Source organism: Gilliamella sp. wkB108, assembly GCF_001690195.1.
GTDB classification, from domain to species: Bacteria; Pseudomonadota; Gammaproteobacteria; order Enterobacterales; family Orbaceae; genus Gilliamella; species Gilliamella apicola_L.
The window spans coordinates 138,155-164,452 of the sequence record NZ_LZGM01000015.1 but is presented as its reverse complement, the minus strand read 5'-3'; the positions used below and the strand labels follow the sequence as shown (position 1 = coordinate 164,452).

The 26,298-nt window shown below is 34.3% G+C and carries 34 protein-coding genes, 1 tRNA gene and 1 other RNA gene; 11 read left to right on the top strand and 25 right to left on the bottom strand.

Going from position 1 to position 26,298, the window contains the following annotated elements; translation table 11 throughout:
- Nucleotides 1–107: 107 nt before the first annotated feature.
- The 7 genes from A9G11_RS01980 to A9G11_RS01955 all read right to left on the bottom strand — a co-directional run bounded on the left by A9G11_RS01980 (nucleotide 108) and on the right by A9G11_RS01955 (nucleotide 3,112).
- Nucleotides 108–413, bottom strand: coding sequence for a DUF1799 domain-containing protein (locus tag A9G11_RS01980; protein ID WP_065617856.1), 306 nt, complete (start codon nucleotides 411–413; stop codon nucleotides 108–110).
- Complete coding sequence (locus tag A9G11_RS01975; RefSeq protein ID WP_065617855.1) at nucleotides 413–724, bottom strand: phage tail assembly chaperone; 312 nt, start codon at nucleotides 722–724, stop codon at nucleotides 413–415. Before A9G11_RS01975 ends, A9G11_RS01980 begins: the two co-directional genes overlap by 1 nt.
- Before the next feature lie 9 nt (nucleotides 725–733).
- Nucleotides 734–1,405 (bottom strand): phage tail protein, encoded by a 672-nt coding sequence (locus A9G11_RS01970; protein ID WP_065617854.1) that lies wholly within the window; start codon nucleotides 1,403–1,405, stop codon nucleotides 734–736.
- Between the two features lie 527 nt (nucleotides 1,406–1,932).
- Nucleotides 1,933–2,169 (bottom strand): Rz1-like lysis system protein LysC, encoded by a 237-nt coding sequence (lysC, locus tag A9G11_RS14745; RefSeq protein ID WP_081298381.1) that lies wholly within the window; start codon nucleotides 2,167–2,169, stop codon nucleotides 1,933–1,935.
- Nucleotides 2,066–2,416, bottom strand: a complete 351-nt coding sequence (locus A9G11_RS14150; RefSeq protein ID WP_065617853.1) for a DUF2570 domain-containing protein — start codon at nucleotides 2,414–2,416, stop codon at nucleotides 2,066–2,068. The genes lysC and A9G11_RS14150 overlap by 104 nt, the downstream gene beginning before the upstream one ends.
- On the bottom strand, nucleotides 2,406–2,789 hold the full coding sequence (locus A9G11_RS01960; protein WP_081298379.1) for a DUF5675 family protein: 384 nt from the start codon (nucleotides 2,787–2,789) through the stop codon (nucleotides 2,406–2,408). Before A9G11_RS01960 ends, A9G11_RS14150 begins: the two co-directional genes overlap by 11 nt.
- A complete protein-coding gene (locus A9G11_RS01955; RefSeq protein WP_218056006.1) occupies nucleotides 2,786–3,112 on the bottom strand; it encodes a phage holin family protein in 327 nt (108 codons plus the stop codon). Before A9G11_RS01955 ends, A9G11_RS01960 begins: the two co-directional genes overlap by 4 nt.
- A gap of 215 nt (nucleotides 3,113–3,327) precedes the next feature.
- On the opposite strand from A9G11_RS01955, the gene A9G11_RS01950 reads away from it, so the two are divergent.
- Nucleotides 3,328–3,780, top strand: a complete 453-nt coding sequence (locus A9G11_RS01950) for a hypothetical protein (protein WP_141674329.1) — start codon at nucleotides 3,328–3,330, stop codon at nucleotides 3,778–3,780.
- A gap of 133 nt (nucleotides 3,781–3,913) precedes the next feature.
- Here the strand turns inward: A9G11_RS01950 and A9G11_RS01945 are convergent, their stop codons facing one another.
- From A9G11_RS01945 to A9G11_RS01925, 5 genes are all read right to left on the bottom strand, one after another.
- A complete protein-coding gene (locus tag A9G11_RS01945) occupies nucleotides 3,914–4,267 on the bottom strand; it encodes an antiterminator Q family protein (protein WP_065617851.1) in 354 nt (117 codons plus the stop codon).
- 154 nt (nucleotides 4,268–4,421) lie between these two features.
- Nucleotides 4,422–5,081: a hypothetical protein gene (locus A9G11_RS01940; protein ID WP_065617850.1), complete on the bottom strand. Its 660-nt coding sequence runs from the start codon at nucleotides 5,079–5,081 to the stop codon at nucleotides 4,422–4,424.
- On the bottom strand, nucleotides 5,062–5,847 hold the full coding sequence (locus A9G11_RS01935) for a hypothetical protein (RefSeq protein ID WP_065617849.1): 786 nt from the start codon (nucleotides 5,845–5,847) through the stop codon (nucleotides 5,062–5,064). Before A9G11_RS01935 ends, A9G11_RS01940 begins: the two co-directional genes overlap by 20 nt.
- Entirely contained in the window at nucleotides 5,847–6,104 is a 258-nt protein-coding gene (locus tag A9G11_RS01930) for a hypothetical protein (RefSeq protein WP_065617848.1), read from the bottom strand. The genes A9G11_RS01935 and A9G11_RS01930 overlap by 1 nt, the downstream gene beginning before the upstream one ends.
- 110 nt (nucleotides 6,105–6,214) lie before the next feature.
- Nucleotides 6,215–6,427 (bottom strand): YdaS family helix-turn-helix protein, encoded by a 213-nt coding sequence (locus tag A9G11_RS01925; RefSeq protein WP_065617847.1) that lies wholly within the window; start codon nucleotides 6,425–6,427, stop codon nucleotides 6,215–6,217.
- 127 nt (nucleotides 6,428–6,554) lie between these two features.
- Between A9G11_RS01925 and A9G11_RS01920 the strand changes: the two genes are divergently transcribed.
- Together A9G11_RS01920 and A9G11_RS01915 are read left to right on the top strand one after the other, a co-directional pair.
- Entirely contained in the window at nucleotides 6,555–7,226 is a 672-nt protein-coding gene (locus A9G11_RS01920) for a S24 family peptidase (RefSeq protein WP_065617846.1), read from the top strand.
- A 649-nt stretch (nucleotides 7,227–7,875) separates the two neighbouring features.
- Nucleotides 7,876–8,115 carry a hypothetical protein gene (locus tag A9G11_RS01915; RefSeq protein ID WP_141674328.1) on the top strand — a complete coding sequence of 80 codons (240 nt, stop codon included), beginning with the start codon at nucleotides 7,876–7,878 and terminating at the stop codon, nucleotides 8,113–8,115.
- Between the two features lie 305 nt (nucleotides 8,116–8,420).
- Here A9G11_RS01915 and A9G11_RS01910 read toward each other — a convergent pair.
- The 5 genes from A9G11_RS01910 to A9G11_RS01895 all read right to left on the bottom strand — a co-directional run bounded on the left by A9G11_RS01910 (nucleotide 8,421) and on the right by A9G11_RS01895 (nucleotide 11,768).
- A tRNA-Ser gene (locus A9G11_RS01910) sits at nucleotides 8,421–8,508 on the bottom strand.
- A 74-nt stretch (nucleotides 8,509–8,582) separates the two neighbouring features.
- A complete protein-coding gene (cydH, locus tag A9G11_RS14145; RefSeq protein ID WP_141674327.1) occupies nucleotides 8,583–8,672 on the bottom strand; it encodes a cytochrome bd-I oxidase subunit CydH in 90 nt (29 codons plus the stop codon).
- A 30-nt stretch (nucleotides 8,673–8,702) separates the two neighbouring features.
- Entirely contained in the window at nucleotides 8,703–10,790 is a 2,088-nt protein-coding gene (prc, locus tag A9G11_RS01905) for a carboxy terminal-processing peptidase (RefSeq protein ID WP_065617844.1), read from the bottom strand.
- 9 nt (nucleotides 10,791–10,799) lie between these two features.
- Nucleotides 10,800–11,348: an RNA chaperone ProQ gene (proQ, locus tag A9G11_RS01900; RefSeq protein ID WP_065617843.1), complete on the bottom strand. Its 549-nt coding sequence runs from the start codon at nucleotides 11,346–11,348 to the stop codon at nucleotides 10,800–10,802.
- A 63-nt stretch (nucleotides 11,349–11,411) separates the two neighbouring features.
- On the bottom strand, nucleotides 11,412–11,768 hold the full coding sequence (locus A9G11_RS01895; protein WP_065617842.1) for a DNA-binding protein: 357 nt from the start codon (nucleotides 11,766–11,768) through the stop codon (nucleotides 11,412–11,414).
- Between the two features lie 178 nt (nucleotides 11,769–11,946).
- On the opposite strand from A9G11_RS01895, the gene A9G11_RS01890 reads away from it, so the two are divergent.
- The 3 genes from A9G11_RS01890 (at nucleotide 11,947) to rnpB (ending at nucleotide 13,581) form a co-directional block, all read left to right on the top strand.
- The gene (locus tag A9G11_RS01890; RefSeq protein WP_065617841.1) at nucleotides 11,947–12,210 is read left to right on the top strand and encodes a helix-turn-helix domain-containing protein; all 264 of its coding nucleotides are present in this window, start codon (nucleotides 11,947–11,949) and stop codon (nucleotides 12,208–12,210) included.
- 252 nt (nucleotides 12,211–12,462) lie between these two features.
- Nucleotides 12,463–12,825: an outer membrane protein assembly factor BamE domain-containing protein gene (bamE, locus tag A9G11_RS01885; protein ID WP_065617840.1), complete on the top strand. Its 363-nt coding sequence runs from the start codon at nucleotides 12,463–12,465 to the stop codon at nucleotides 12,823–12,825.
- Nucleotides 12,826–13,192: 367 nt separating this feature from the next.
- Nucleotides 13,193–13,581: RNase P RNA component class A (rnpB, locus tag A9G11_RS01880), an RNA gene on the top strand.
- A gap of 47 nt (nucleotides 13,582–13,628) precedes the next feature.
- On the opposite strand, the gene A9G11_RS01875 is transcribed toward rnpB, so the two are convergent.
- From A9G11_RS01875 to A9G11_RS01850, 6 genes are all read right to left on the bottom strand, one after another.
- Nucleotides 13,629–14,330: a DedA family protein gene (locus A9G11_RS01875; RefSeq protein WP_065617839.1), complete on the bottom strand. Its 702-nt coding sequence runs from the start codon at nucleotides 14,328–14,330 to the stop codon at nucleotides 13,629–13,631.
- Nucleotides 14,331–14,361: 31 nt separating this feature from the next.
- The gene (gene tldD / locus A9G11_RS01870) at nucleotides 14,362–15,819 is read right to left on the bottom strand and encodes a metalloprotease TldD (RefSeq protein WP_065617838.1); all 1,458 of its coding nucleotides are present in this window, start codon (nucleotides 15,817–15,819) and stop codon (nucleotides 14,362–14,364) included.
- A gap of 139 nt (nucleotides 15,820–15,958) precedes the next feature.
- Nucleotides 15,959–17,434, bottom strand: coding sequence for a ribonuclease G (gene rng, locus A9G11_RS01865; protein ID WP_065617837.1), 1,476 nt, complete (start codon nucleotides 17,432–17,434; stop codon nucleotides 15,959–15,961).
- 15 nt (nucleotides 17,435–17,449) lie between these two features.
- Nucleotides 17,450–17,935, bottom strand: a complete 486-nt coding sequence (gene mreD / locus A9G11_RS01860; RefSeq protein WP_065617836.1) for a rod shape-determining protein MreD — start codon at nucleotides 17,933–17,935, stop codon at nucleotides 17,450–17,452.
- Nucleotides 17,922–18,764: a rod shape-determining protein MreC gene (mreC, locus tag A9G11_RS01855; protein ID WP_065617835.1), complete on the bottom strand. Its 843-nt coding sequence runs from the start codon at nucleotides 18,762–18,764 to the stop codon at nucleotides 17,922–17,924. Before mreC ends, mreD begins: the two co-directional genes overlap by 14 nt.
- Nucleotides 18,765–18,907: 143 nt before the next feature.
- Nucleotides 18,908–19,951, bottom strand: coding sequence for a rod shape-determining protein (locus A9G11_RS01850; RefSeq protein ID WP_065617834.1), 1,044 nt, complete (start codon nucleotides 19,949–19,951; stop codon nucleotides 18,908–18,910).
- 378 nt (nucleotides 19,952–20,329) lie between these two features.
- Between A9G11_RS01850 and accB the strand changes: the two genes are divergently transcribed.
- From accB to A9G11_RS01835, 3 genes are all read left to right on the top strand, one after another.
- Nucleotides 20,330–20,791: an acetyl-CoA carboxylase biotin carboxyl carrier protein gene (gene accB / locus A9G11_RS01845; RefSeq protein WP_065617833.1), complete on the top strand. Its 462-nt coding sequence runs from the start codon at nucleotides 20,330–20,332 to the stop codon at nucleotides 20,789–20,791.
- A gap of 41 nt (nucleotides 20,792–20,832) precedes the next feature.
- Nucleotides 20,833–22,179 carry an acetyl-CoA carboxylase biotin carboxylase subunit gene (gene accC, locus A9G11_RS01840; protein ID WP_065617832.1) on the top strand — a complete coding sequence of 449 codons (1,347 nt, stop codon included), beginning with the start codon at nucleotides 20,833–20,835 and terminating at the stop codon, nucleotides 22,177–22,179.
- Between the two features lie 68 nt (nucleotides 22,180–22,247).
- Nucleotides 22,248–22,889 (top strand): bifunctional 4-hydroxy-2-oxoglutarate aldolase/2-dehydro-3-deoxy-phosphogluconate aldolase, encoded by a 642-nt coding sequence (locus tag A9G11_RS01835; protein ID WP_065617831.1) that lies wholly within the window; start codon nucleotides 22,248–22,250, stop codon nucleotides 22,887–22,889.
- 49 nt (nucleotides 22,890–22,938) lie between these two features.
- Here A9G11_RS01835 and A9G11_RS01830 read toward each other — a convergent pair whose 3' ends face one another.
- Together A9G11_RS01830 and A9G11_RS01825 are read right to left on the bottom strand one after the other, a co-directional pair.
- On the bottom strand, nucleotides 22,939–23,709 hold the full coding sequence (locus tag A9G11_RS01830) for an ABC transporter permease (RefSeq protein ID WP_065617830.1): 771 nt from the start codon (nucleotides 23,707–23,709) through the stop codon (nucleotides 22,939–22,941).
- Nucleotides 23,702–24,646, bottom strand: coding sequence for an ABC transporter ATP-binding protein (locus A9G11_RS01825; protein ID WP_065617829.1), 945 nt, complete (start codon nucleotides 24,644–24,646; stop codon nucleotides 23,702–23,704). Before A9G11_RS01825 ends, A9G11_RS01830 begins: the two co-directional genes overlap by 8 nt.
- Nucleotides 24,647–24,921: 275 nt before the next feature.
- Between A9G11_RS01825 and mog the strand changes: the two genes are divergently transcribed.
- Both mog and argR read left to right on the top strand, forming a co-directional pair.
- Complete coding sequence (mog, locus tag A9G11_RS01820) at nucleotides 24,922–25,500, top strand: molybdopterin adenylyltransferase (RefSeq protein WP_065617828.1); 579 nt, start codon at nucleotides 24,922–24,924, stop codon at nucleotides 25,498–25,500.
- A 236-nt stretch (nucleotides 25,501–25,736) separates the two neighbouring features.
- Nucleotides 25,737–26,195, top strand: a complete 459-nt coding sequence (gene argR, locus A9G11_RS01815; protein WP_065617827.1) for a transcriptional regulator ArgR — start codon at nucleotides 25,737–25,739, stop codon at nucleotides 26,193–26,195.
- The last annotated feature ends 103 nt before the right edge of the window (nucleotides 26,196–26,298 follow it).

Here is a 26,298-nt window from a genome sequence, read left to right as displayed (position 1 = left end):
TTATTTTATTAAAATAGACTTTTTAAATTAGTTAACTATCTAATAAATTGTCAATTAATCATTTATTACATAGATATAACTAACATAAAAAAACCGACTTTCGTCGGTTATTTAGACTGATGGACTATTTTTAAAGCTTCACTTTCCATGAGCTGAATATCGCTAAATATATGTTCATCTTCTTTAATATTTTGCATTTTCATTACCCAAGGTAGGCAATTATAATCAAGGCCAGTAATGCCACCTATACTGGTACGCCACTGCGTAGACATAGCACTAAACAATCTTAACGCATCAAGATTATCTTGCCATACCTCGATATACTCATCTTCATAATCATCTTCTGTTAGCCCAAAGGCAGCTAATTCTTCTTTAGATGGTTCAGAAGTATAAAGTGCAGTGACGAGAGTGATTAGTTTTTTTCGCGTTGTCCAAAAATTTCTTTGTAATATATATCGGTAATTGCCTGAATTGCAGCCGGATAATTATTTAATAAGATCTCCATGTTGTCTTGATTAAACTCTTCATCTAAACTCCAGCCAGTTACAATTTTCATTACAAATTCAGCTACAGACTTATCTTTTAGCTCCTCCTCAAATTTAGTAATATCACTCAGTTTGTAATGTTTAAAAGTGAATTCGATTTGTCCATTTTCTTGACCTGGTCGAGGAATAGAAACTTTACATTTAAATGTCGGTTCAGCAACTAATTTGAATTTAGCCATTTTATTTCCTTAGTTTTCAGTTTCTTTGCTCTTATAAAATGTAATTGCAGGTGATTCAACTGTCGCTGTAACTTTTACTGTTTCAATATCATTAATAGCAGTTACCGGAGTTGGGTCAAAAGAAATACGAACAGAATCATAACGAGTTTCTTGCGCTTTAGGTACATACATTTTCATTGCTACAATTTCATTAGTTTGATCTAACTCTTGTAATAACCCATAAATTGATAGAGAACTATCATGAGCAATAGTATAACTTTTACTTTTTGCTGATTTAATTGTTGGTAGTTGTTTTTCAATGTCATCTTCAAGAAATTGTATTTGAATAAATTGTTGTTCACCGCCTTCTGAAGAAACCTCTTTCACTTGTGGAATTTGTTCCCACTCTTTGATTTTGGTTATTGTTCCTTTACCTTCTCCTGCCGGAAACAGCTTAGTATTAGTCGTATTAATATTACCTAACGTAACTTCGGTATTATTAACAAGAACAACTTTGGCAACAACATTATTTAATTTACTCCATGATGAAGTAATGATAACTTCATCGCCGACTACTATCCCATGCCCAGTTTTAAGCACGATAACGGCTTCTTTAGCATTTGAGATAGTTTCAAAATTATATGCAATGTCTTTTGTTTTCTGTACATAGACACGTGAACCATTAGGTAATGCAAAACTCATAATATAAAATCTCCTATTTATAATTAAATTAATGAATCAGTCCAGTTAGTTAGACTGCTTGGTACGATGTAAGTGGTTTTATCCAAAAGATTGGATAAGCACTCGGATTTGAATTGATTAAGCGTCAATTTTTGTTGTTACTAAAGGCTAAATTAAATGAAAAAAATGTTTGATAAACTTATCTAATTATAGTTATGGCTTAACTTTCCGTTATTAATCAGCATCACAACATTAACAGCTAAATATTTTTATAAATAAATCATGGAATAACTTTTTAGATTAAATCGATAATCTTAGCTGATGTGTATTGGTTGATATCTTCTGTTATTAGATATGACTTAAATAATCCGAAACATATTTGCTTATATTATTTTTAACAATAATATTGAGATGAGAAACAATCAAAGCTCAACTAATTAAATACATTGAATAAAATCTCCTAATAAGATTACAAAATGATGCGATAAGTAATGGTTTAACTATTATGGATTATGCTAATAACAACATGAAATTATTAGATAACTAACTTATTTAGTATTATTAATGTCTCTGATAGATCTTTTATCGGTATTACATTTTTCAATGACATTTAATAAATGCTCGTTATATTTAAGGCTCTCACCAAATGTCATTGATTTAGGTGGTAACTGTGGAAGGCAATCACTTAATAGATTGGCTGGTATCGGTTGATTCACGTAAATTTTTCGCTCGGTTGTACAAGCTGGCAGAAACAGGCATAGGCACAAACCGATTAGCACAATCATTATCTTTGAGTTGCTCATTCATTTGCTCCTGTCTTTCTTGTGATTGATTTTCGAGCTTAACCTTTTCTTGTTCATTGTTAGCGACTATTTGATTATCAGATTCAGCTTTCTGTTTAGTTTGAGCGATTTCGTTTGTTAACTCGGTAATTTTATTTTGTGCAGTTTTTTTAGCTAACCACTGGTTTATTGTAGTGTAGAAAAAGAGAGTACAAAGAAAGGTTAAAATAACTGTTGTTTTATTTATCATAGGCTTCTACAACTTCCAATTTAAATGATTGTTCGTCAAGCTCATTCATTAATAAAGCTAACGCCTTTCTACTTTCAAATAATTGAGAATCGTTATTACTCATTCCAACTAGAATGCAACCCGATGTATCTTTAGTCCAATTACCGGCATGAATTAAAATATGAGAGCGATTCGGTACATCTTTAACTTGATATACTCGTCCGAACTTTGGTGAATTAACCATATCGCATTGATACGTAGCCGCAGGAATGCATGAAATTTGGCGTTGATTATCTTTCCATTGTAGTTCTAAAGTTGACAGAACTTTGCCTGACGGCAATTGAATCTTACCAAATGTCCCATTTAAATTAGTTTTTAGCCTTGTTAGCTTCATTGTTCATCTCCTTTGGCTTTTTTTATCAAACGTTCCTCAAGTGCTTTAATCAAGGTTGCACCTGACCAACCAGCCAATCCAGCAATCCCACCAGCAAACTCAAAAGCCCAGTTAAAATAGCTAGCAGCTAACACTACTAGCGCACCAGCAAATATTGAAATGAATATTTGAGCAATTAAAACCCAGATATTAAATTTGTCACCGTTGAGAACGTGATAACAATAGCTAGCTAATGAACCAAGTGATGTTAGGATGAATAGATAAATGACAACGAGCCAATTGATATTATCAGGGTCTCTTATAGGCATACGTTTAATCTTCATGATATGCCTCCATGTTGAGGCGGTTGAAATAGTGGTAGCGCACTAGCTATTGATTGAAGATGTGTGTGTCTAGCATTGCTACCGGTTTGATGTTGAGTGAATACTCAAAATATATATTCAATTGTTACGATATACTTTCATATTTTTTTAATGATAAAATGATTTGCATCAAATAATCACACTTAAAGGCATAATTAAGGATGTTGCAGTTTCTAGTGAGATTTTCTTACATAGTTTCTCAAGTTTGGATGTTCCTACCTAAAAAAAAACAAGAAAAAATTATTGATGGTATTGTGTATATATTTTCATCATGGCTTCATGAATATATAAAAAAAATAAAATGGAACCATAATAAGGAAAACATAAAAGATATTATTAAAGACGAATCCGGAACATCGGATAATATAAACTCATCAGATCCATTAAAAACAAAAGTAGAAGTTGCTATATCTACAAACTTGGTTCCTTCCTATAATATTCCAACAACAAAAGAGAAAAAATTCATTGAAGAAGTGAGTTCATTTATCACTAGTGATGAATTTTTGGATGAAATACAAGATGATCTTAGCAAAATTGATATTAATAAAGTGAGTGAAGAGGAGTTTGTGTATCAAGCTACCAATTTGTTAAAACAAAGACTAGTGAAGAAATTTCTTAATAAAGAATAGCGTTATAGCCAATAAAAAAGCCCAGCTATTTCTAGCTAGGCTTAAATTTTGTATGCATAAAAATACATTATGTACTTATTATATATGTGCATTTGCGCAAAGTCAACATGTTTAATCACAAAAACTAAAATTTTTATGATTCTTTTTTGAAAAACTCAAAAATATAACCTCTTATAAAGCATTCCGCCTCATTTAATAAATGGATAATATCATGAGGACGCCTTCCTATCACTTTTGCTTGAGCATTACATGAAATCCCTCTCAAGTAATAGGCAGTTAAAATAATCCAATGTGAATAATTATCATCTTTTAATCTCAAAACAGCATTATCAACTTTTTCAGCTTCATCTTCTGTCAAATATTGACGATAGTCATTCTCACGAGCCGCCCCTTTTATGCCTGAAGATTGTGATGGATATTCAGTTCCTATACGTCTTAAGATTCTAGTATTTTTCCATGCAGTTAGAATATCTTTGGTATCTCTCATCTCACCTCTCCTATTACTTCTTACCTATGTTATTTAGTGGTATTAATTTTCTTAACTGTTTATTGCGTAGGTTAAGATTGTTAATATTTTTTCTTTTGTACTAATTTACGGATAATTTTGTCTAATAATTGTTGAAAGCTTTAACTAATAATGATTAAGTCGTGACAATGTGAGATTGTGCTGTTCTTAACATTTTTCTGATATTTGTCAGATGAGCCAGACTTTTATTTGGTGTGTGTGTATCATCTTTTTTATACTCAAGCATGGCCAATGTATTTTCAGGTTTGGGCAGATAGTCATCTGCTTTATCTTGAGTTAATAAACCAGTAAAAACAGCACGATTAATTGCTTCGGCACGTTTTTGTTTATCACTTCCCAAAGAGACAAACACTTTTACCGGCTTACCATACATCATGGCTTGGTTAATCATCCTTTCATAAGCTTCGATAAATGTTCGTCTTGCACCAATATGGTCACCATTACGGTAAACAATCTCTGCTAGTGTCCATGCCCTTGCTATTTCATTAGTCCAAACAACAGTATTAGTTTCATCACTAGCCAAAATGGCAACTGCCCAAGCTTCATCAGCCGATAAATGATGATTAACACCTCCCATTAATTTGATTAAATCAGCTGGTTTGGGCATGAATTGACTTTTACGAACCCATGTATTAGCCGCTAAGCGTAACGATTCGATAGGATATTGTCCTAGTGTTGACCAATAAATATTAACTTTGGTTATACTGGCTTGTTGTCCATATAAATCAAGTAATCCACCAATAACTGTTAAAAAATCATCTGTTATTTTTGTCATAATTGCTCCGCATACTTTCTAAAATAGCTTTATTTCTCTCTGCAAGTGTCATAAATTTAGTTGGAATAAATTGATTATTTGATTTTTTATAACGCCCAGCATTACGTAACCAATTATTAAAAGCCGCACACCAATCAAGGTATTTTTTACCGTTAGCCAAACAATAATCTTTGAATTTAGTGAACTCCATTTCGAGATCAACGTTTTCTGTTAAAGCTATTTCTAAATGATGTGTGTTAGGTCTAAAATCTTCAGGTAGTTGACACCCGCGCTTTGTTTTTTGTGTTTGTTTGTTAATAACAATATCTGTTGTAATTTCTGTAGTAGTTTTTGTTGTAATCTCTTGATCTAATGAACTTGATTTTCTAATCATCTCGGAAGCTATTTTGTCGAGTTCGGGATGATGACTTTGTGAAGATCGTGATAAGTAATTATTAGATTTGGCGAAATCCAATAACACTTGATTTAATTTTTCATTATCAATTTTATAAAATGTTCTATGCTCTAATCTTTTTTCGGTAACAATTAAAATACCCTTTTCACAGAGTTTTTTTATTGCTGTTCTCTGTTCGTTATGAGTTAAACCGGTCTCTTCTTCCAATTCATCACGAGTTTTATAAACTCCTAAATGAGATGTTGCTTTATCTTGCCAGTAAAACAATTGTGAAAATAATACGGCAACACTTACTCCGCCTAATGGTTTGGCTAACTTTGAGTAATAGGCATTTGGTTTACCGATTAAATATATGAGTTCTGTCACTTTCATTAGTAGATCTTCTTTAATGTGTAGTGATAACAAGCCTTTTTAGTCTTAGGATCAACCGTTCGATATTTATCTTTTATATATCCAAACTGAAAAATTTGACTTTTTTCTCTCAACCTCGCACTGATTGCTGGTGTGCTATCAAACTGATTAAATCTAACTTTAATTTCTTTTTGTATTCCTTCTAGAGTTCGGTATTGACCATCACAACAAATTGCTATAACTCTTTCTCGTTGTGTTCTGGGATTAAATATTTGCATAGTTACCTCACTGATTTATCTTGTTGTGTTTTATACCACATTGATTATTTATTATTTTTCACTTTGCGATCTGCAAACCGAAGGCATTAAGTAAAGAATTAGTTTAGTATTTAATTAGCATCACAATCCCATACATCAGGCCGTAATTCGGTTTTACTCACCTTGCCAAAAGTTTGTTTCTCAATTCGCTTTGCTATGTAAATAGGTATCTTCGCTTTTCCAATAGCCATATTGCGTAGGAATGGTTTGGTGACATCAATTTTTTTGGAAAATTCTGTTTTTCCACCTTTAGGAAGTTGCTCTAAATAACTTAAGAGATCCATTATCCACTCTCATATTTAGTTAAAAATTAACTTAAGTTTAGTGTTTAATAAACAATTAGTCAAGTAAAGTTTACTTTTTGCTTGTTTAGTAATTACTAAATAGAATAGGAAAAAAATAGGAGCCAGTATGAATAAAGACGCATTAAAAGAAATCAGAGCAAGAAATCTACGACAATGGTTTTCTGGTAAAACAGTACCACAGAAGGAAAAAAGTTATATCTCTCAGTTAATGAATGGTAAAGCTTCGTTCGGTGAAAAGTCTGCGCGTCGTTTAGAGCATGACTATGGTATGCCTTTCTATTATCTGGATACAGAAAGTAATGGATCAAATGCCACAATGCTAGGCAATATTGATGAATGGGATAGCAAAACACCACTTGATAATGATGAAATTGAAATACCTTTTTATAAGGATGTTCGGTTATCAGCAGGTGATGGTTTTGCTGATGATATCGAAGATTATAACGGCTACAAATTACGACTATCTAAATCTACTATGCGTAAATATGGGATAGATAAAGATTGTGCAGTATGTCTAACGGTCTATGGTGATAGTATGGAGCCAGTATTTAGAGACGGTTCAACTGTGGGAATAGATCAAGCCGATACCAATATCCGTGACGGGAAAATCTACGCAATTAATCATGATGGATTATTACGAATAAAGATTTTAGAAAAGTTACCAGGTAATCAAATAAAAATTAGAAGTTATAATCCCGGGTATGATGATGAAATTGTACCTCAAGATGCAATAACCGTGTTGGGACGAGTTTGGTGGCAATCATCAATATTGGATTAATTAAACAATAAATACGCAATGATAAAATAATGACCTTGTCATAATTTAATATCATTAGTTGTTGACAAAAAATAGAGCCATTTTTATGGCTTTTCTTTAATTTTAAGACTTTTTATATATAAAACACTCTGTTCACATAAAACAACACCTGCCTAAATCAAAATCAATTGTTATAAAGAATCAATTCTAAAAGATTTATTTTATTAAATAAACATCCTTTCCTTAAAAATAAGTTTAGTTTTTTATAAATTATAACTTTACTTTTAGTTAATTATTTACTAAACTTACTGTATTAAATAAAGATAACGATACAGTAAACACTAAATAAATATACAGCTCCAATAATAAATAGAGCAAATAAGCACTAAGGAAAGAAGTTATAAAAATAAATATTTAAAGGGCTATCACATTGACATTTAAGCGTCTTACTACTTTGACAGTGACATATTCTGTAGATGCATTTTTTGAGGTAACTATGACTAACCGAGATTTTATTAATGTAAAAATTAAAGACAGATTTCACAAGGACTATAAATTAACTGAAGGTGAGATTATATTCGCTATTTTTTGTACCCGTATTTTAATTGTCTTTGGTTATTTCGGGCTATTTCAATGGATGTTACAAATTGCGACGAGGTAAGTTATGATTATGTCATATATGCAATTTATGCAAAATGCTGATAACGATCAAAAGCGACAAATTGAAGTAGAAAAGATCCAATCGACGTTATTGAAAGAGTTGTCCTATTTAGATTATGAAGCAAGTGATGAGATCAAAGAGTCACTTTATGATATAGCAGAAAAATTAGTTAAAGATAGGGTCAAGGTAAGGGGTTTTCGTAATATGTCTCTAGCCCAATTTTGTGAGGCTTATGAAAAAGCTATTTAAAAAAAGATAGTGCTGATAAATGGAATATCACGCTATTTATAATTACGATCTAGTTGTAGCATAATCTTTTATGGAAAAGTTGATTTGATTCAATTTTAACTATACCCAATTAATAACAATTACATTCAACAACTAAAGCCATTTAAGAGTTGTTGATTTAAAATAATCTGTCTTTCATATTTTTTTATATTGCCAACCATTAAATTAAAAAATGATATCAATAAAGTATATTGCCTGATAGTTGATGAGATTGGTAATAAGATTAAAAAGGATGAGGACAACAAGTTATCAATTGAATAAAGTAATGGCGGTGAGGAAGGGATTCGAACCCTTGATACGTTGCCGTATACACACTTTCCAGGCGTGCTCCTTCAACCACTCGGACACCTCACCTTTGACTTTTACAACCTACTGTTTTGAAGTAGGTTGCATACTATAATGATCCTAAGACAATTAATCAAGTCTTTTTAATTCATCACAACAATAGCACCAAAGGTGGCTAATATTGCTAATATGGCAACTACTGTAATTAATGCATATTTTAGATCTGATCCCATACATTTACCTCCGTCTGATTAGTTTTACACTTAATCATCTGTGTCATCTTCCACTGACAAATCAAATGATATAATTTTTTTATTTGCACTACTAATTTCAATCTTTGGATACTTTGGTGTAAGATCGAGCAAGATCTCAACAGCCTCATCTAAATAAGCATCAGGTTGTTTGTAATCTTTAGGTAAATCGTCCAATTTTGCAATACGTGGTAAACCAGCTCGGTCTAAACGTTCATTCATTCTTTTCAAGTCACGATCATCATTACTTTTTTGTTCCGCTTCTCGTTTCTTTTTATTAAGAGAGACAATATATTGCTTATCTTTTTTATCATTAAACTGTTTAATGTCTTCATCTATGTAAATAAACTCAGGATTTTTGGCGATCCTTTGTAAATGTTGTGATTTTAATTCCTTTAATAGTGGCGTTATATTCGCAACAGTTAAATAATCAGCTGAAGGAATTTTATCCCATGGCATAGCATTATCTAAGAATCGTTCACCTGTTTCATCAACATATTGCGTTTTACTCATTTCAATATCAGGTTCAACCCCTTTAAGTTGAGTACTACCACCATTGATACGATAAAACTTCTGCACAGTATATTGAACACCACCTAACTCTGGCCATTTAGGATGTAATTTTGCGTCCACCGGATAGGAGATGTTACGTGATGTTTGCACAGTTCCTTTGCCATAAGTGGTTTCGCCAACAATGACCGCTCGACCATAATCTTGCATAGCAGCTGAGAATATCTCTGAAGCAGATGCGCTATAACGGTTTATCATTACAACCATTGGACCGGTATATTCAATACCACTATTTTTATCATCATATATGCTGATCTTTTGTAAATTGTCACGGACTTGGACTACCGGCCCTGTATCTATAAATAGTCCTGTTAATGCAATAACTTCGGCTAGTGAACCACCACCATTATCACGTAAGTCAACGATAATACCTTGTAAATTTTCTTTATTCGCTTTTTTGAGTAACTCACTAACTTTTTCAGTTAATCCCATATAAAAACTAGGTATTTCAAGAACACCGACTTTACCCCGTTCGTTGTCGACTATCTTTAATTTGGCTTCCCGATCTTCAAAATGAATTTTATCGCGAGTTATTTCAATAATTTTTGATTTGCTTTTATTACCAGCCGGCAAAATTTCTAATTTGACCACCGTTCCTTTAGGACCACGAATTTTGTCGACAATATCATCTAAGCGCCAACCAATAACATCTTCTATAGGTGTATTACTTTGCCCTACGCCAATGATTTTATCGCCGACAGAAAGTAATTTACTTTTTTCAGCCGGTCCACCAGTGACGAAGGACATGATCACCGTATAATCATCTTGCTGGCTTAATGTTGCACCAATACCTTCAAATGATAAGCTCATTTCAGAATCAAAATCACGTTTTTTACGTGGAGCTAAATAACTGGTGTGAGGATCAATTTCACGAGCAAAAGCATTCATGAAAATTTGAAAAGCATCTTCGTTATTGGATTGTATCAATGTTTTCAAAACACGATTATAACGTTTAGTTAGTGCTTCTCGAATCTCTGTTTCATTTTTTCCTGATAGCGCTAAACTAAGTTCATCGTATTTGACACGTTTATCCCAATATTCATCAAGCTCTTTTTCTGTTGTCGGCCACGCAATGTCATCACGTTTAAAATCGATTTCATCATTAGCTGAAAAATCCATTGGGCGCTGTAGTATTGCTAGCGCGTACTTATAACGATCGTATCGTTTTTGCAATGAAAGGTTGTAGATATCATATGCTGTTCTTAGGTTACCATCGAATAACTCTTGACCTAATAACTCTTGCCGATCACGAAACTTATCAACATCACTCTGGATAAATAAACTTTTGTTACCGTCGAGTAATTTAAAATAACGATCAAAGATTTTAGCAGAGAATGCGCCATCTAATGCAAAATTGCGGTAATGTGATTGCGTAAAATAATTAGTTACACGTCTAGCAACAACTTGATGAACTTCATCTTGTTTTAATACTGGTAATGTTTCTTTAACAGACTCTTTTGCTTGAGCGCTTTGACTAATAATACACAATACAAGGCTTAATCTAATAATACCTTTCAGTAATTTATTCATTCAAACCCTCTATTTAGTAATGATATGCTCAGGTTTAACAGTTAATTCCATACCGGAGCCAACTTTTACTTTTATGTGTTCTTTTTCAATGTTGATAATTTGTACTTTTAACAATTTATTGCCTAGTTTTACTTTAATGAAGTCGCCAATTTGTAAAGTTCGTGCTTTTTTAAATGGCGGGCGTGTTTTTTTATGTCGCTCTTTTGCTCGTTCTTTAGAGCGCTCTTTCGCCTTTTCCTTACTTTGTTTAAGCTGTTGTTGAGCATATTCCATTTGCTCTTTACTAATTACTTCATTAGGGTTCCCATCCAGATCAACACGATGAGATCCTTCTTTTATACTATATAGATAACGCCAACTCATCGTATAAGCACGTAAAGCGACTCGAAGTTTAGTTTTACTTAATACTTCACTATTTTCTAAACGAGATAAAATATCTTGAAAAATACCAATCTTTAACGGTTTGGCTTCCCCTTCAAGAGTAAAACAGTTTGGGAATTGTTGAACTAAATAAGCAATAATTTCTTTACTATTTGTTAATTGGTACTGACTTTCCATTCGTTCTTCCGTAGCAACAAAATTTTAATAGCGTTAAAGTATATCGCAGCTTATACAATAACACTAATTATCTTTTTTATGTTTATCAATAAAAGTAATAAAATCTTTAATTCCGTTACGCATTAACCATGATGCAACTATCGATTGTTCTTCAGTAGTTAACTGTTCAAATGCTGTCATCCAGAGTTGTAACGGTTCTATTGGTGAAACAACATAAGTTGCACTTTCTTCTTCTAGATATAGTGCTTTTTTAACTTCCACAGGTAAACTATCAATATGATATTCAAGAGCTTTACCACGTACACCATTTCTTTTGCGTGAAGACCAATTTTCAACTCTTGCTTTTCTGTTCACGCCTTGCGTAGTAGAAGGCATCCCTGCAATACTTAATAGCTCTTTTGATGAGAACCATTCTTTCATTTTAATTATCCTACTCTTAAATAACCAGAAAAAATTATAGAAATTAAAGAAACTTTGATACAATAAAAAAGAAACATATCGAAATTAGTTAGAAAACTAAATTAAACGACTTACTTGTTTCAATAACGAAAAAGCATAACATAGATGTACAAGGTTATAAACTAAGAAGGAATAAAAAATGGAAATAAAATCTAATGACTGGCATCAAGCAGATATTATTGCAGCGCTAAAAAAGAAAGGTACATCACTTTCTAAATTATCTCGCCAATCAGGTCTGAGCTCATCAACTCTTAGTAATGCATTAGTTAGACCATGGACTAAAGGTGAAGCAATTATTGCTAGTGCATTGAATGTTGAACCATCTGAAATTTGGCCTAGCCGTTATATTGATTCAGTAACCAATCAACCTATTAAACGTGTAATACGAAAATATAAAGGTTAATTTTAATTATTACTTGTTTGTAAGAAAACTTTATAAAACCCCGCCTAGAAATTAAATGGAAACACAAGGAAACTAATGTTTCCATATTTTTTATTTAAGTAGTTTAAATTCCCCTTTTTCAATATTACACAAATTGATAATGATACTGTGACTTGAGTTAGTTTATCTTCTGTTTACGTTTATCTTGAACGTTAATCAGCATATGCTATTATTGATATATTATTTTTGGCAATATTAGTAGGCAGTAATTCAATGAAAAACATCACTAAATTATTATTCGCATTATGTACCGTAATAATATTAACCGCTTGCGCTCAAAAAAATTTGGTTGAACAAGGTACACCGCTAAATAAAGAAAAAATCGATAATATCGTAGAAGGTTCAACCACTGAAGCTCAAATATTATCACTATTTGGAGAACCAACTTCCAAAAAAGTGATTAATAGTAATGAAGCACAGTGGACATATAAATATACGAAGAAAAGTTCAACAAGTCATCCGTTAATCGGTGAAACTCAATATGATATTATAGAAGGGACGCTTGATGTATTAATTACAAAAGGTACGGTGATTTGGTTTAATTATGATGAAAATCGTAAACAAAAGAAATGGTAAAACGTTGTTATTCTGATTGAAATAGTGCATTTAAATAATGCACTATAACTTAAAGCATAAAAAAGTTGGTCTATTATTTAGTGAGTTTGAATATCGATATTTTCACCGTAACTCTTCTTTAGTAAAAGTTCATTTTCAGTGGTTGTTTGATTATTTTAATCACTCTGTTGTCTTGAAATCAGCAGCTGTTATTTTCTCTTCTGGCTAAATCACGGCTTTACCTTAAAGTTCGAATTCTGATCATCCCCTCGTGGTGTATCGCTATAACTACCTTTCTAAAAATTGAATTTGTTTAAGTGTTGGTCATACATTTTTTAATGAAGATCTAATTCTGGACAAAAAAGCTCATTACGTTATACTCGTTGCCGAAATTGACCAGACAATCGCTGCTTTGTTGTTGTCCTTTTTTATGGGAGACAAACAGAGGGGAGGAAAGTCCGGGCTCCATAGGGCAGAGTGCCAGGTAACGCCTGGGGAGTTTTGGCGCGAGCTAAAATTTACGACTAGTGCAACAGAAAGTATACCGCCGATGGCTTATTTTATAAGATCAGGTAAGGGTGAAAGGGTGCGGTAAGAGCGCACCGCGCAATTGGTAACAGTTGTGGCACGGTAAACTCCACTCGGAGCAAGGTCAAATAGGGATCTATTGGCGTGGCCCGCGTTGGATCCGGGTAGACTGCTTGAGCTAATGCGTGAGTGTTAGCCTAGAGGAATGATTGTCCACGACAGAACCCGGCTTATCGGTTAATTTCACCTAATTATAAAAATGGCGCCATTTGGCGCCAAATTTTTATTGATTAGCTCTATTCATTCGATGAGGCTTTTTTACTGAGATTAGCGCTTTTCTTCTTTTTATTAATTGCACGTTTTATGACTAATATTAAAGAAGCAACAATACCGATACCGATTAAAATGACCGGAATTAACATAAGGATCAGCATGAATTGTTCTTTATAAGCCTTAAATAGAGGAGATAGACCAAAAAGATAACCTAATCCGGTAATAAAAAAGATCCAGAGTGTGGCACTGATCCAGTTAAAAATATGAAAACGTTTGCTATGTAAGCCAGATAATCCAGCCATTATTGGCAGTAGGGTTCGAACAAAAGCGATAAAACGACCAATAAACAGTGCTTGTAAGCCATATTTATGGAAAAGTATCTTTGCTTTATCATGATATCTAGCAGGTAAATGAGCTAGCCACCCCTGTACCATTTTTGTGTTACCAAGCCATAACCCTTGTATATAGCCTAACCAAGTACCAATAGCAGCACCTGCAATTAATACGAGGTTGATTAATCCAAAATGAAATACATCTTCACTGATAAATACACCAGTTAAAAATAGTAGACTATCACCAGGTAAAAATGCAGCAGGCAATACACCATTTTCTAATAAAAGAATAATAAATAGCATAATATAAAGGATCCATAATATGCTAGGATCTTTTAAAACACTCAAATTCATTCCGAGAAAAGCATGATAAATTGTAAGTATTGTTTCCATTTATTTTAAAATCCCATTGATGATATATTTATCAGTGGCTAATAGTACCACCAACTGTAAGATTATTCACTTTTAAAGTTGGTTGCCCAACACCGACAGGAACGCTTTGTCCCGCTTTACCACAAACACCAACCCCTGAATCTAGCGCTAAATCATTCCCTACCATGGATATTTCTTGCATGGTTTCAATACCGGAACCAATTAAGGTCGCACCTTTTACCGGCGTGGTTATTTTACCTTTTTCAATTAAATAGGCTTCTGATGTTGAAAAAACAAATTTACCAGAAGTAATATCAACTTGTCCGCCAGCGAAATTTGACGCATAAATACCATAATCAACACTACTGATAATTTCATCAAATGTTGATTGTCCTGCTAACATATAGGTATTAGTCATCCTAGGCATAGGTAGATAAGCATATCCTTCGCGTCGACCATTGCCTGTTGAGCTAGTTCCCATTAATTTGGCATTTTGTTTATCAAACATATAGCCTTTTAAAATACCATTTTCAATCAGTACTGTCTTTTGACTTGGCACCCCTTCATCATCAATTGAAATTGAACCACGACGATTTTCAATAGTCCCATCATCAACAATAGTACAGAGTTCAGATGTCACTTGCTGACCAATTTTTCCTGAAAAAACAGAACTATTTTTTCGATTAAAATCACCTTCTAACCCATGCCCTACTGCTTCATGCAATAATACGCCAGGCCATCCAGCACCCAATATAACCGGCATTTTTCCTGCCGGCGCCGCTTTAGCTGATAGTGACACTAATGCTGAACGAACTGCTTCACGCGTATAGCTATCTGTGTAAGTTTCGCCAGTTTTTGCATCCGTTGTTAAAAAGTATTCATAGCCAAAGCGTCCACCGCCTCCACTACTTCCACGTTCGCGTTTACCGTCTTTTTCAACTAGTACTGAGATAGATAAGCGGACTAATGGTCGAATATCAGCGCATAATGTGCCGTCAGTTGCAGCAATTAATATATCTTCATAACTACCAATTAAACTAGCAGAAACTTCGATAACGCGAGGATCTAGCGATCTAGCTAATTTGTCGACTCTTTGTAATATAGCAATTTTTTGTTCTTGAGAAAAACAGTTAATAGGATTAATAGATTGATATTTTGCAATAACTTGCTCTGTTTTAAATGGGGTTATGCTAATTGGTGTTTGTTGTTTAGTAATTGAATTAGCCGCCAATACACTCTGCTCTAATCGCGTTAGGTTAAGTTGATCAGTGTAAGCAAAACCCGTTTTTTCACCTACAACAGCTCGAACGCCAACCCCTTGATCTCGGTGAAATGATGCATTTTTGATAATGCTATCTTCTAACGACCAACTTTCATAATATCCAGATAAGAAATACAAATCACCAAAATCAATCTGTCTTGAACCTAACATATCCAATAGTCGAGAGAGATCGTGTTGATCGAGGTTATTAGGTTGCAAGAGTCGTTCACTCACTTCGGTTAATATCATAAATTCCCTGTCTTTTTCTAATTTTTTAAAGATATTGTTTCATTATAAACTGTTAGCATTGAATTGTTATTTTAATTTACTTTCATTTTATACTAAAACATATACTTAACCTGAAACATTTTAACAAAATATACTTCTTTTACATTAGTACAACATCATACTGTTCTTGTATGTAGAGAGGCTCTACTTTTACTTCAACACGTTTACCAACAAACACTTCAACTTCAGCAAGTGCATGTGATTCATCATTGGTTAAGGCGTTAGCAACTGCTGCAGACGCATAGACCAAAAAGTATTCGGAATGATGAGCTTTATAAACTCGGACGATTTCACGTAAAATTTCGTTACAAATAGTTTCAACCGATTTAACAATACCACGACCTTTGCATGCAGGACATTCTTGGCAAAGAATATGCCCAATACTTTCACGTGTTCGTTTACGTGTCATTTCAACTAAGCCTAACACAGAAAACGAATTAACCGTTGTTCTTGCCCTATCTTTTAAAAGAAAATCTTGTAACGATTGAAGTACACGTTCACGATGTATGTCTTCTTGCATATCAATAAAATCAATAATGATGATGCCACCTAAATTGCGCAATCGCAATTGTCTTGCAATAGCAATTGTGGCTTCAATATTGGTATTAAATATTGTTTCTTCTAAATTCCGATGACCAACGAACGCGCCGGTATTAATATCAATTGTCGTCATCGCCTCGGTTTGGTCAATAATTAAATAGCCACCAGATTTCAATTTAACTTTACGTTCAAGAGCGCGTTGGATCTCATTTTCGGTATCATACAGATCAAAAATTGGAATATTACCACGATAATGTGATAATTTGCTGGTAACCTCTGGCATGAACTCTTGAGTAAACTCTAATAAAAGATCATAAGTGAGTTTTGAATCGACTAATATGCGTTCTATAGGATCACCCACAAAATCACGCAGTACTCGTTGCGATAATTCTAACTCCCCATAGACTAAATTTTTACTTACTGGGCGAGCCATGCGTTCTTGGATTTTAGCCCAAAGTCGTTTCAAAAAATTAGCATCTTGTTCTAATTCATGAGCAGACGCCCCTTCGGCAGCGGTTCTTACAATGAACCCACCCTCTTCAGTTACATACTGCTCAACAATCTGTTTAAGTCTTTCGCGCTCTTCTTCACTTTCGATACGTTGTGAGGTTGCCACATGAGCAGAATTTGGTCCAGGCATTAACACTAAATAGCGCGACGGTAATGTGATATCAGTTGTTAGTCTAGCACCTTTAGTCCCTAGCGGATCTTTTACCACTTGTACCATTAAGTCTTGACCTTGACGGACAAGCTCAGAAATATCTTTAACTTGAAACTGTTCTTGCTCAGTATCTGATACACATTCAGTGTGTGGCATAATATCTGAGGCGTGTAAAAAAGCTGCTTTATCAAGCCCGATATCAACAAAAGCAGCTTGCATACCCGGTAAAATACGGATAATTTTACCTTTATAAATATTACCGACAATGCCACGTCGCGATTCGCGATCAACATGTATCTCTTGTAATACACCATCTTCAATATAAGCTACCCGTGTTTCAGATGGTGTCACATTCATTAATAATTCAACAGACATAACGTGTGTCCCTTTTTAATTGATTGCAAAGCTCCGTCTTATTTGTCGCAATAGTAGATACATCCATGTCCATAAAAAGCCATCAATACAACTAGACAATAACATAGCTTGTGAGATAGTTATTGTGTGGTAAATACTTACTTGAAATGCAAAAATCAGCAAATTATAGCAAACAGAAACACCAAATAAGATAAAGGACTGTTGCCATAATGCTAAATTGCGGATCAATTGAAATTTGAAAAGCAATAAATAAGCAATAATTGAAAAAATAAAAGCATGAACCCCAAGTACAGTACCCGAACAAAGATCCAAGCATATACCAAAAATAAATGCGGTCCCCATTCCAACACGATGAGGTAAAGCAATTAACCAATAAGCAAGTATTAACATTAGCCAATGTGGTTTTAACATATAATAGGCTGCTGGCCATGGTATTATTTGCAAACACAAACCTATTATTAGTGTTAACCAAATAATCACTATACGATTACGACCCCTCATGTTTTACTCCTTGATCTCCCCATAGTAATAATAAATAGCGTAATCGTTTTAAATCCGCTGTTGGCGTTGCAGAAATAATGGGGGTTGAATCACTAATATCAAGTTTAACCGAACTAACAACCGCTACCGGATACCCTTCAGGAAAACGACCATCAAGCCCTGAGGTTACAAGTACATCACCAACTTTTATATCAACATTGTTAGGTAAAAAATCAAGCGTTAAATCATTGCTACAACCATTTCCAACAGCTACCATCGATATATCATTTCTAAGTACTTGTACCGGTATGGCATGTTGATAATCACAAACTAAAATTGCCCGGCTTGTCGTTTGTGCCGTTTCATAAATCTGTCCGACAATACCTTTCTCATCAACCACTGGTTGCCCGATATAAACACCGTCGCTTTTACCTTTGTTTAGAACAATTTGGTAAACATAAGGATCTGTATCAGCTAATAAAACTTGGGCTGCCATTTTGTGTTCATCATGCCTTAATGGCGATCCAAGTAATTCTCTTAACCTATTATTTTCATGTCTTAAATGTTCTAATAACAAAAGATCGGTCTTTTTCTGCAATAAGGTTTCATTTAATTTAGCATTTTCATTGATCAGATCTTCTCTTGTTTTAGACATCTCATGAAATTGTTCTAAAGTCGCTTCTGGTGCATTAGAAATGAGGTAAAGAGGTGAGACTATTGTATCAAGGTAATAACGAATCTCTTTGAACGGACGATAATTGATGTCTAATACAATCAAAATCAAGGCTAACAGCAACGAAATAAATAATTGTACACTCAGTGGAGAACGTTTAGAAAAAAGTAATTTCATTGTTCAGTACTTACCTGTTATATACTCAAACCCTATATTTATATGAAGATACGATTCCGCCGACAATATCGGCGGAAGAGAAATGAAATGTTTAATTACCTGTCTTTCATTAATTTGAAATAAGGCAACAACAAGGACAATCGTTATTCTTCACTAAACAGATCACCACCATGCATATCAACCATATCGAGCGCTTTACCGCCACCTCTGGCAACGCAAGTGAGAGGATCTTCTGCAACAACAACGTAAATACCTGTTTCAGCGGATAATAATTTGTCTATATTACGTAATAAAGCACCACCACCCGTTAGTACCATACCATGTTCTGAAATATCAGAAGCAAGCTCAGGAGGACACTGCTCTAACGCAACTTTAACAGCACTTACAATTCCACTTAGTGGTTCTTGTAGTGCTTCTAGAATCTCATTAGAATTCAAAGTAAAACTACGCGGTACACCTTCAGCTAAGTTTCGTCCACGAACTTCTATTTCTAGCACTTCATCTCCCGGATAAGCACTACCAATTACATGTTTAATCCGCTCAGCTGTTGCTTCACCAATTAAAGCACCATAATTACGACGAACATAATTAATGATAGCTTCATCAAATCGGTCACCACCAATACGAGCAGAGGCTGAATAAACTACACCATTTAGGGAAATAACAGCGACTTCAGTGGTACCACCACCAATATCAACAACCATTGATCCGGTAGGTGCTGAGACGGGTAAATCAGCGCCGATTGCAGCTGCCATTGGTTCTTCAATTAAATAAACTTCTCTGGCTCCTGCACCTAAAGCTGATTCGCGAATAGCTCGACGTTCAACTTGTGTTGCACCGACTGGAACACAAACAAGTACACGAGGACTTGGTCTTAAAAAGCTATGACTATGCACTTGACGAATAAAATACTGTAACATTTTTTCAGTTACAGAGAAGTCAGCAATAACACCATCTTTCATCGGTCTGATTGCTGCAATATTGCCAGGAGTTCGCCCTAACATTTGTTTCGCAGCATGACCTACAGCAGCGACGCTTTTAGGTGTACCTGTGCGATCTTGCCTAATGGCTACAACAGAAGGTTCATTGAGGACAATGCCTTGTCCTTTTACATAAATAAGCGTATTAGCTGTACCCAAATCGATAGATAAATCATTTGAAAACAAGCCGCGAACTTTTTTGAACATAATAAAAACTCTTCCTAGAAATAATCTTGTTTAAGTGTGTTTGACTATTTTGAAGCAAAATATAGAATAAAAAAATATTTTTAACTTTAATTTACGTAAAATAATATTCTATTTAGCTTTTTTTATACCATAGTCTGCTTTAATAATAATTGTGTGCAATATTGTATCGCAATTATAAAATAATACCTAGAAAATAGTATAGCAACCGAGTATAAAGGAGATATATAATGACAAATTATGTTTTACAGTGTATCCTTCCGCGTTAATGTTAAGTTACCGCCTTATTATCTTAATTATAGTGTTTTTAAGCAACACTATTAAGATATAAAGGATGCATTACAATAATTGTACTTATATCAAACAAACACGGTGTAATTCATGGATATACGCAAAATTAAAAAATTAATTGAATTAGTTGAAGAATCAGGTATTTCAGAGCTTGAAATTTCTGAAGGAGAGGAATCGGTACGAATTAGTCGTTCCGTCTCTACAACAAACTATTCGGCGCCAATACAAAACATTCAAATTCCTCAATCAGCTCCAGTTGTTGTTACACCTACCACGCCAACTGAAGTTGTCAGTGAAGCTGAACCACTTGCTACAACTGGCACAACTATAAAATCACCAATGGTAGGAACTTTTTATCGTACACCAAGCCCTGAATCAAAAGCTTTTGTTGAAGTAGGTCAAAAAGTTAATGTGGGTGATGTACTTTGCATTGTTGAAGCAATGAAAATGATGAACCAAATCGAATCAGAAAAGGCTGGCACAATACAAGCTATTTTGGTTGAAAACGGCCAACCAGTCGAATTTGATCAGCCACTATTCATTATTGAATAATCTGAATTTATTTATTGATTTATACGATTAAGAGATTGGATATGCTTGATAAAATTCTTATTGCAAATCGTGGAGAAATAGCTCTACGTATATTGCGAGCATGTAAAGAACTTGGAATTAAAACTGTCGCTGTTCACTCTTCGGCAGATAAAGATTTAAAACATGTATTACTTGCAGATGAAACCGTCTGCATTGGTCCTCCAGCTTCTGCAAAAAGTTACCTTAATATTCCAGCTTTAATTTCCGCCGCCGAAGTAACTGGCGCGGCAGCTATCCACCCAGGATACGGATTTTTATCTGAAAATGCAGATTTTGCAGAACAAGTTGAACGTTCCGGCTTTGTATTCATTGGTCCAAAACCAGATACTATTCGCTTAATGGGTGATAAAGTTTCAGCGATTCATGCAATGAAAAAAGCTGGCGTACCTTGTGTACCGGGTTCAGATGGTCCACTAGGCTCTAACATGGATACGAATAAACAAATAGCTAAAGAAATTGGTTATCCGGTTATTATTAAAGCTTCTGGTGGCGGTGGTGGTCGTGGTATGCGCATTGTTCGTGATGAGAAAGATCTTGAACAATCTATTAAGATGACCAAATTAGAAGCTAAAACCGCTTTTAATAATGACATGGTTTATATGGAAAAATTCCTTGAAAACCCGCGTCATATTGAAATACAAGTTCTTTCAGATGGACAAGGACATGCCGTTTATTTAGGTGAACGTGATTGCTCAATGCAACGACGTCATCAAAAAGTGGTAGAAGAAGCACCTGCTGTGGGTATTACGGCTAAAATGCGACAATTTATCGGTGAGCGTTGTGTGAATGCTTGTATTGAGATTGGTTATCGTGGTGCAGGAACTTTTGAATTTTTATTTGAAAATGGTGAGTTTTATTTCATTGAAATGAATACACGTATTCAGGTAGAACATCCTGTTACAGAAATGATAACTGGTGTTGATCTCATTAGAGAACAGATCCTGATTGCAGCTGGTAAACCATTATCGATAAAACAAAGTGATATTCACATCCATGGCCACGCAATTGAGTGCCGAATTAATGCAGAAGATCCAAAAACATTTATGCCTTCACCTGGAAAAATTACGCGTTTTCATGCACCGGGTGGCTTCGGCATACGTTGGGAGTCTCATATTTATGCAGGTTACACAGTACCACCTTATTATGATTCAATGATTGGTAAGTTAATTGCTTATGGTGAAACGCGTAAAGTTGCAATTGCACGCATGAAAAATGCGTTAGCTGAACTGGTTATTGATGGCATCAAAACCAATATTGATCTACATATTGAAATCATGAATGATAAGAGTTTCCAAAAAGGTGGAACCAACATTCATTATTTAGAAAAAAAATTGGGTATTTTTGAATAGAGTAGCTCCCTGTTCTGTCAGGGATGATTAAAGGAATTAATTGTCAATTATCTATAGGTAGAGTACAAATGAAAAACTGGAAAAGAAGCGCTGAAGAAATCTTAACAATGGGGCCTGTGGTTCCTGTAATTGTTATTGAGCGTTTAGAAGACGCAGTTCCACTTGCCAAAGCACTTATTGCTGGTGGTGTGAAAGTATTAGAAGTCACATTAAGAACAGCGTGCGCACTGGATGCAATAAAGAAAATCATCAAAGAAGTACCTGAAGCTGTTGTTGGTGCAGGTACAGTTACAAGTGTTGAACAACTAAAGCAAGTCACTGAAGCTGGTGTAGAATTTATCATCACTCCGGGCATTACTGATGCTATTTTAAAAGCAGCAGTTGAAGGACCAGTACCTGTTATCCCTGGTATTGCAACTATCTCTGAATTATTAACCGCTCAAGAATATGGTTTAACCGCATTAAAATTCTTCCCGGCTGAAATTAACGGTGGTGTTGCGACATTAAAAGCTTTTGCCGGTCCATGCGGATCAATGAAATTCTGCCCTACTGGTGGCGTAAATCTGAAGAATTATCGCGACTATTTAGCACTTAAAAATGTACTTTGTGTTGGCGGAACTTGGTTTATTCCAACTGATGCTATTGCTAAAGGTGATTTCGCTAAAATTACAGAAATGGCAAAAGAAGCTGTTGCTGGTGCAAAACAATAACTTGAATCTACCGCTGATGATAATCACCAGCGGTAATCTTCCATTTAATCTAATTTCGTAACCCTCGCCCACTTTCAATAATTCGCCAAACCAATACATACAGCACGGTGACAAATAAAATCAGCATCGAAAATGTGATCCATAATGACACATCACTAATGCCCAAAAATCCATACCGGAAACCATTAATCATATACACAATCGGATTAATTTTAGAGACCCACTGCCAAAAGATAGGTAATAAAGTGATTGAATAAAATACGCCACCCAAATAAGTTAATGGCGTTAATACAAAAGTTGGTACGATACTAATATCATCATAACTCTTGGCAAAAACAGCATTGAATAAGCCTGCAAGAGAAAACAGAATTGAGGTTAACAACAGAGTACAGATAACAAAAAAACCGTTGTAAATTTCAAAACGAATAAAAACTAACGATACAATTGTAACCAAAAAACCAGTTAAAATACCGCGCACAACACCGCCACCAACATATCCCCAAATAATAATATGGGTAGGGACAGGCGCAACCAGTAGCTCCTCAATATTACGTTGAAACTTTGCATTAAAAAATGAAAAACAAACATTAGTATAAGAGCTAGTGATCACTGTCATCATAATAAGTCCCGGCACAATAAATGCCATGTAACTTACACCCCCCATATTACCTACACGAGAACCAATTAAATTACCAAAGATAATAAAATAGAGTGACATCGTTATAATTGGGGGAATCAATGTTTGGATCCAAGTCCTCAAAAATCGCGTTATCTCTTTACGCCAAATACTTTTTAAGGCTATCCAGTATAATTTATTCATTAAATTCCCCTTTTTTTTGCTCTTCATCATGTAAAAGATTTACAAACAACTCTTCTAAACGATTCGCTTTATTTCGCATACTAATCACTTTAACTTGTTGTTGATTTAATTGTTCAAATAGATAATTCAAACCATGTTGTTTATCTATTGTTACTTCTAATATTCCGGATTCAACTTCTGAAAAACAATACCCGTTTAAGGCAATGGGTTTAGACGTCGGCAAATAATCAATAATAATTATTTCTGACTGACTGTTAGCCAGCAGATCCCGCATTGACGAATTAGTGATTAATTCACCGTGCTGAATAATACCAATATGGCGGCAAAGCATTTCAGCTTCTTCTAAATAATGGGTAGTGAGAATAATGGTTATACCTTGTTGATTAATTTGACGCAAAAAATCCCACATTGATCGACGAAGCTCGATATCAACGCCAGCGGTGGGTTCATCAAGAATCAATAATTTAGGTTCATGAACTAGCGCTCTTGCGATCATTAATCGCCTTTTCATACCACCTGATAACATCAATGCCCGACTATCACGCTTATCCCATAACTCCAAAATTTTTAGATATTTTTCAGCTCGTTCTAAGGCTAACTTACGAGGTAATCCATAATAACCACCTTGATTGGCCACAATTTGTATGACTTTTTCGAACGGATTAAAATTGAATTCCTGTGGAACAATACCTACTTGTCTTTTAGCATTAACCACATCAGTATCGAGATCATAACCAAAAATTTTAACTTGCCCGGATGTTTTTATAACTAACGAACTGATAATACCAATTGTTGTGGATTTACCTGCTCCATTGGGGCCAAGTAGTGCATAAAAATCACCAGACTGAACCGTCAGATTAATACCTTTTAAGGCTTCTACACCATTTTTATAAGTTTTTTTGAGTGCCACTAACTCAAGTGCAGGAATAGATGACATGAGTAATATATCCTAAATAAATAAAATGTTTTCAAAACAATATGAGATTTTGTTTAAAAGTTGCAATGTTGACAATATAATTTGTGATTGTAAAGATTTTTCTGCCCTCGTTATATTTTGATTAGCGTGAGAAAAATCATATTTAATTAATGTCAGAGTGAATTTCATTGCTACCATTAACGAAAAATGTTGTAGGCACAATGTTTTGAATTTAAGTGTAGATCATTATATGCTTAATTCATCAACATCCCATAAAAACTTAAGGAATTAGTAATATGTTTAAAATTGGTTTAGTCTCTGTTTCCGATAGAGCATCAAAAGGTGTTTACGAAGATAAAGGGATCCCCGCATTAATGGCATGGTTACAAACCGCTTTGAAAACACCTTTTGTAACTGAAAATCGAGTCATTCCTGATGAACAAACTGTCATTGAAACAACATTATGTGAATTGGTTGATGATTTACACTGTGATTTAATTTTAACCACAGGCGGAACAGGTCCCGCTCCTCGAGATGTTACACCAGATGCAACAGTCGCTATTGCTGATCGTGTTATGCCGGGATTTGGTGAACAAATGCGTCAAATTAGCCTACACTTTGTACCTACGGCTATCTTATCAAGGCAAGTGGGTGTGATTCGCAAAAAAAGCCTTATTTTAAATTTACCCGGACAACCTAAATCGATTAAAGAAACACTTGAAGGTGTAAAAGATGATCAAGGTAATGTCCTTGTTTGTGGTATTTTTGCAAGTATTCCTTATTGTATTCAATTAATAGACGGACCTTACATCGAAACACATGAACAAGTGGTAAAATCGTTTCGACCTAAAAATGCGATCAAATCAAACCTTTAATTTTATGCAAAATTCATGCATAATTATGTACCTAAATGGGATTGTTGCAGAGTAAAAAACAATTTTACTCTGTTTTTTTAAATAAAAGTGATAATTAACCAATTACCGAAATCTCAGCTAATAATCGATTATCTAAATTTGAATATTGCCAATAACTGATACCATTAAGTTCGCATTGGTAGATAGGTAAATGTTACTGTGCAATCGCGTTATAAACTACACCGCCAAGGAATATTATGAAACAAGATGAACTCACTAAAACTTTTAAAGATATGCTTTTACAAGAAAAGTTCAGTTCACAAATAGGTATCGTTCAAGCGCTACAAGAACAAGGTTTTGATAACATTAACCAATCTAAGGTTTCAAGAATGTTAACAAAATTTGGCGCAGTTCGTACCCGTAATGCAAAATCAGAAATGGTATATTGTTTGCCTGCGGAAATGAGTGTACCGACAACCAGTAGTCCATTAAAAAATTTAGTTTTAGATATTGATTACAATAGCTCAATGGTGGTCATTCGCACCAGTCCTGGTGCGGCACAATTAATTGCCAGATTACTTGATTCAATTGGTAAAACAGAAGGTATTTTAGGCTCAATTGCGGGCGATGATACGATATTTAGTACACCAACAAAAGAGTACACCGTGAAAAAGTTGTATCAAGCCATTATTGATTTATTTGAACGTGAATTATAAATTTTTCTAATAAAATACGCTGATAAAAAAATAAATTTTTAGTACCTAACCTATTGACACAATTATTAGAATCGTTAATCTTATTGAACAATGATTTTGTAAT

What these genes read in the sequence shown, in the direction of transcription:
- A9G11_RS01975 (WP_065617855.1), bottom strand. Translation starts at nt 724, where the DNA reads ATGGCTAAATTCAAATTAGTTGCTGAACCGACATTTAAATGTAAAGTT.
- A9G11_RS01970 (WP_065617854.1), bottom strand. Translation starts at nt 1,405, where the DNA reads ATGAGTTTTGCATTACCTAATGGTTCACGTGTCTATGTACAGAAAACA.
- lysC (WP_081298381.1), bottom strand. Translation starts at nt 2,169, where the DNA reads ATGATTGTGCTAATCGGTTTGTGCCTATGCCTGTTTCTGCCAGCTTGT.
- A9G11_RS14150 (WP_065617853.1), bottom strand. Translation starts at nt 2,416, where the DNA reads ATGATAAATAAAACAACAGTTATTTTAACCTTTCTTTGTACTCTCTTT.
- A9G11_RS01960 (WP_081298379.1), bottom strand. Translation starts at nt 2,789, where the DNA reads ATGAAGCTAACAAGGCTAAAAACTAATTTAAATGGGACATTTGGTAAG.
- A9G11_RS01955 (WP_218056006.1), bottom strand. Translation starts at nt 3,112, where the DNA reads ATGAAGATTAAACGTATGCCTATAAGAGACCCTGATAATATCAATTGG.
- A9G11_RS01945 (WP_065617851.1), bottom strand. Translation starts at nt 4,267, where the DNA reads ATGAGAGATACCAAAGATATTCTAACTGCATGGAAAAATACTAGAATC.
- A9G11_RS01940 (WP_065617850.1), bottom strand. Translation starts at nt 5,081, where the DNA reads ATGACAAAAATAACAGATGATTTTTTAACAGTTATTGGTGGATTACTT.
- A9G11_RS01935 (WP_065617849.1), bottom strand. Translation starts at nt 5,847, where the DNA reads ATGAAAGTGACAGAACTCATATATTTAATCGGTAAACCAAATGCCTAT.
- A9G11_RS01930 (WP_065617848.1), bottom strand. Translation starts at nt 6,104, where the DNA reads ATGCAAATATTTAATCCCAGAACACAACGAGAAAGAGTTATAGCAATT.
- A9G11_RS01925 (WP_065617847.1), bottom strand. Translation starts at nt 6,427, where the DNA reads ATGGATCTCTTAAGTTATTTAGAGCAACTTCCTAAAGGTGGAAAAACA.
- A9G11_RS01920 (WP_065617846.1), top strand. Translation starts at nt 6,555, where the DNA reads ATGAATAAAGACGCATTAAAAGAAATCAGAGCAAGAAATCTACGACAA.
- A9G11_RS01915 (WP_141674328.1), top strand. Translation starts at nt 7,876, where the DNA reads ATGTCATATATGCAATTTATGCAAAATGCTGATAACGATCAAAAGCGA.
- cydH (WP_141674327.1), bottom strand. Translation starts at nt 8,672, where the DNA reads ATGGGATCAGATCTAAAATATGCATTAATTACAGTAGTTGCCATATTA.
- prc (WP_065617844.1), bottom strand. Translation starts at nt 10,790, where the DNA reads ATGAATAAATTACTGAAAGGTATTATTAGATTAAGCCTTGTATTGTGT.
- proQ (WP_065617843.1), bottom strand. Translation starts at nt 11,348, where the DNA reads ATGGAAAGTCAGTACCAATTAACAAATAGTAAAGAAATTATTGCTTAT.
- A9G11_RS01895 (WP_065617842.1), bottom strand. Translation starts at nt 11,768, where the DNA reads ATGAAAGAATGGTTCTCATCAAAAGAGCTATTAAGTATTGCAGGGATG.
- A9G11_RS01890 (WP_065617841.1), top strand. Translation starts at nt 11,947, where the DNA reads ATGGAAATAAAATCTAATGACTGGCATCAAGCAGATATTATTGCAGCG.
- bamE (WP_065617840.1), top strand. Translation starts at nt 12,463, where the DNA reads ATGAAAAACATCACTAAATTATTATTCGCATTATGTACCGTAATAATA.
- A9G11_RS01875 (WP_065617839.1), bottom strand. Translation starts at nt 14,330, where the DNA reads ATGGAAACAATACTTACAATTTATCATGCTTTTCTCGGAATGAATTTG.
- tldD (WP_065617838.1), bottom strand. Translation starts at nt 15,819, where the DNA reads ATGATATTAACCGAAGTGAGTGAACGACTCTTGCAACCTAATAACCTC.
- rng (WP_065617837.1), bottom strand. Translation starts at nt 17,434, where the DNA reads ATGTCTGTTGAATTATTAATGAATGTGACACCATCTGAAACACGGGTA.
- mreD (WP_065617836.1), bottom strand. Translation starts at nt 17,935, where the DNA reads ATGAGGGGTCGTAATCGTATAGTGATTATTTGGTTAACACTAATAATA.
- mreC (WP_065617835.1), bottom strand. Translation starts at nt 18,764, where the DNA reads ATGAAATTACTTTTTTCTAAACGTTCTCCACTGAGTGTACAATTATTT.
- A9G11_RS01850 (WP_065617834.1), bottom strand. Translation starts at nt 19,951, where the DNA reads ATGTTCAAAAAAGTTCGCGGCTTGTTTTCAAATGATTTATCTATCGAT.
- accB (WP_065617833.1), top strand. Translation starts at nt 20,330, where the DNA reads ATGGATATACGCAAAATTAAAAAATTAATTGAATTAGTTGAAGAATCA.
- accC (WP_065617832.1), top strand. Translation starts at nt 20,833, where the DNA reads ATGCTTGATAAAATTCTTATTGCAAATCGTGGAGAAATAGCTCTACGT.
- A9G11_RS01835 (WP_065617831.1), top strand. Translation starts at nt 22,248, where the DNA reads ATGAAAAACTGGAAAAGAAGCGCTGAAGAAATCTTAACAATGGGGCCT.
- A9G11_RS01830 (WP_065617830.1), bottom strand. Translation starts at nt 23,709, where the DNA reads ATGAATAAATTATACTGGATAGCCTTAAAAAGTATTTGGCGTAAAGAG.
- A9G11_RS01825 (WP_065617829.1), bottom strand. Translation starts at nt 24,646, where the DNA reads ATGTCATCTATTCCTGCACTTGAGTTAGTGGCACTCAAAAAAACTTAT.
- mog (WP_065617828.1), top strand. Translation starts at nt 24,922, where the DNA reads ATGTTTAAAATTGGTTTAGTCTCTGTTTCCGATAGAGCATCAAAAGGT.
- argR (WP_065617827.1), top strand. Translation starts at nt 25,737, where the DNA reads ATGAAACAAGATGAACTCACTAAAACTTTTAAAGATATGCTTTTACAA.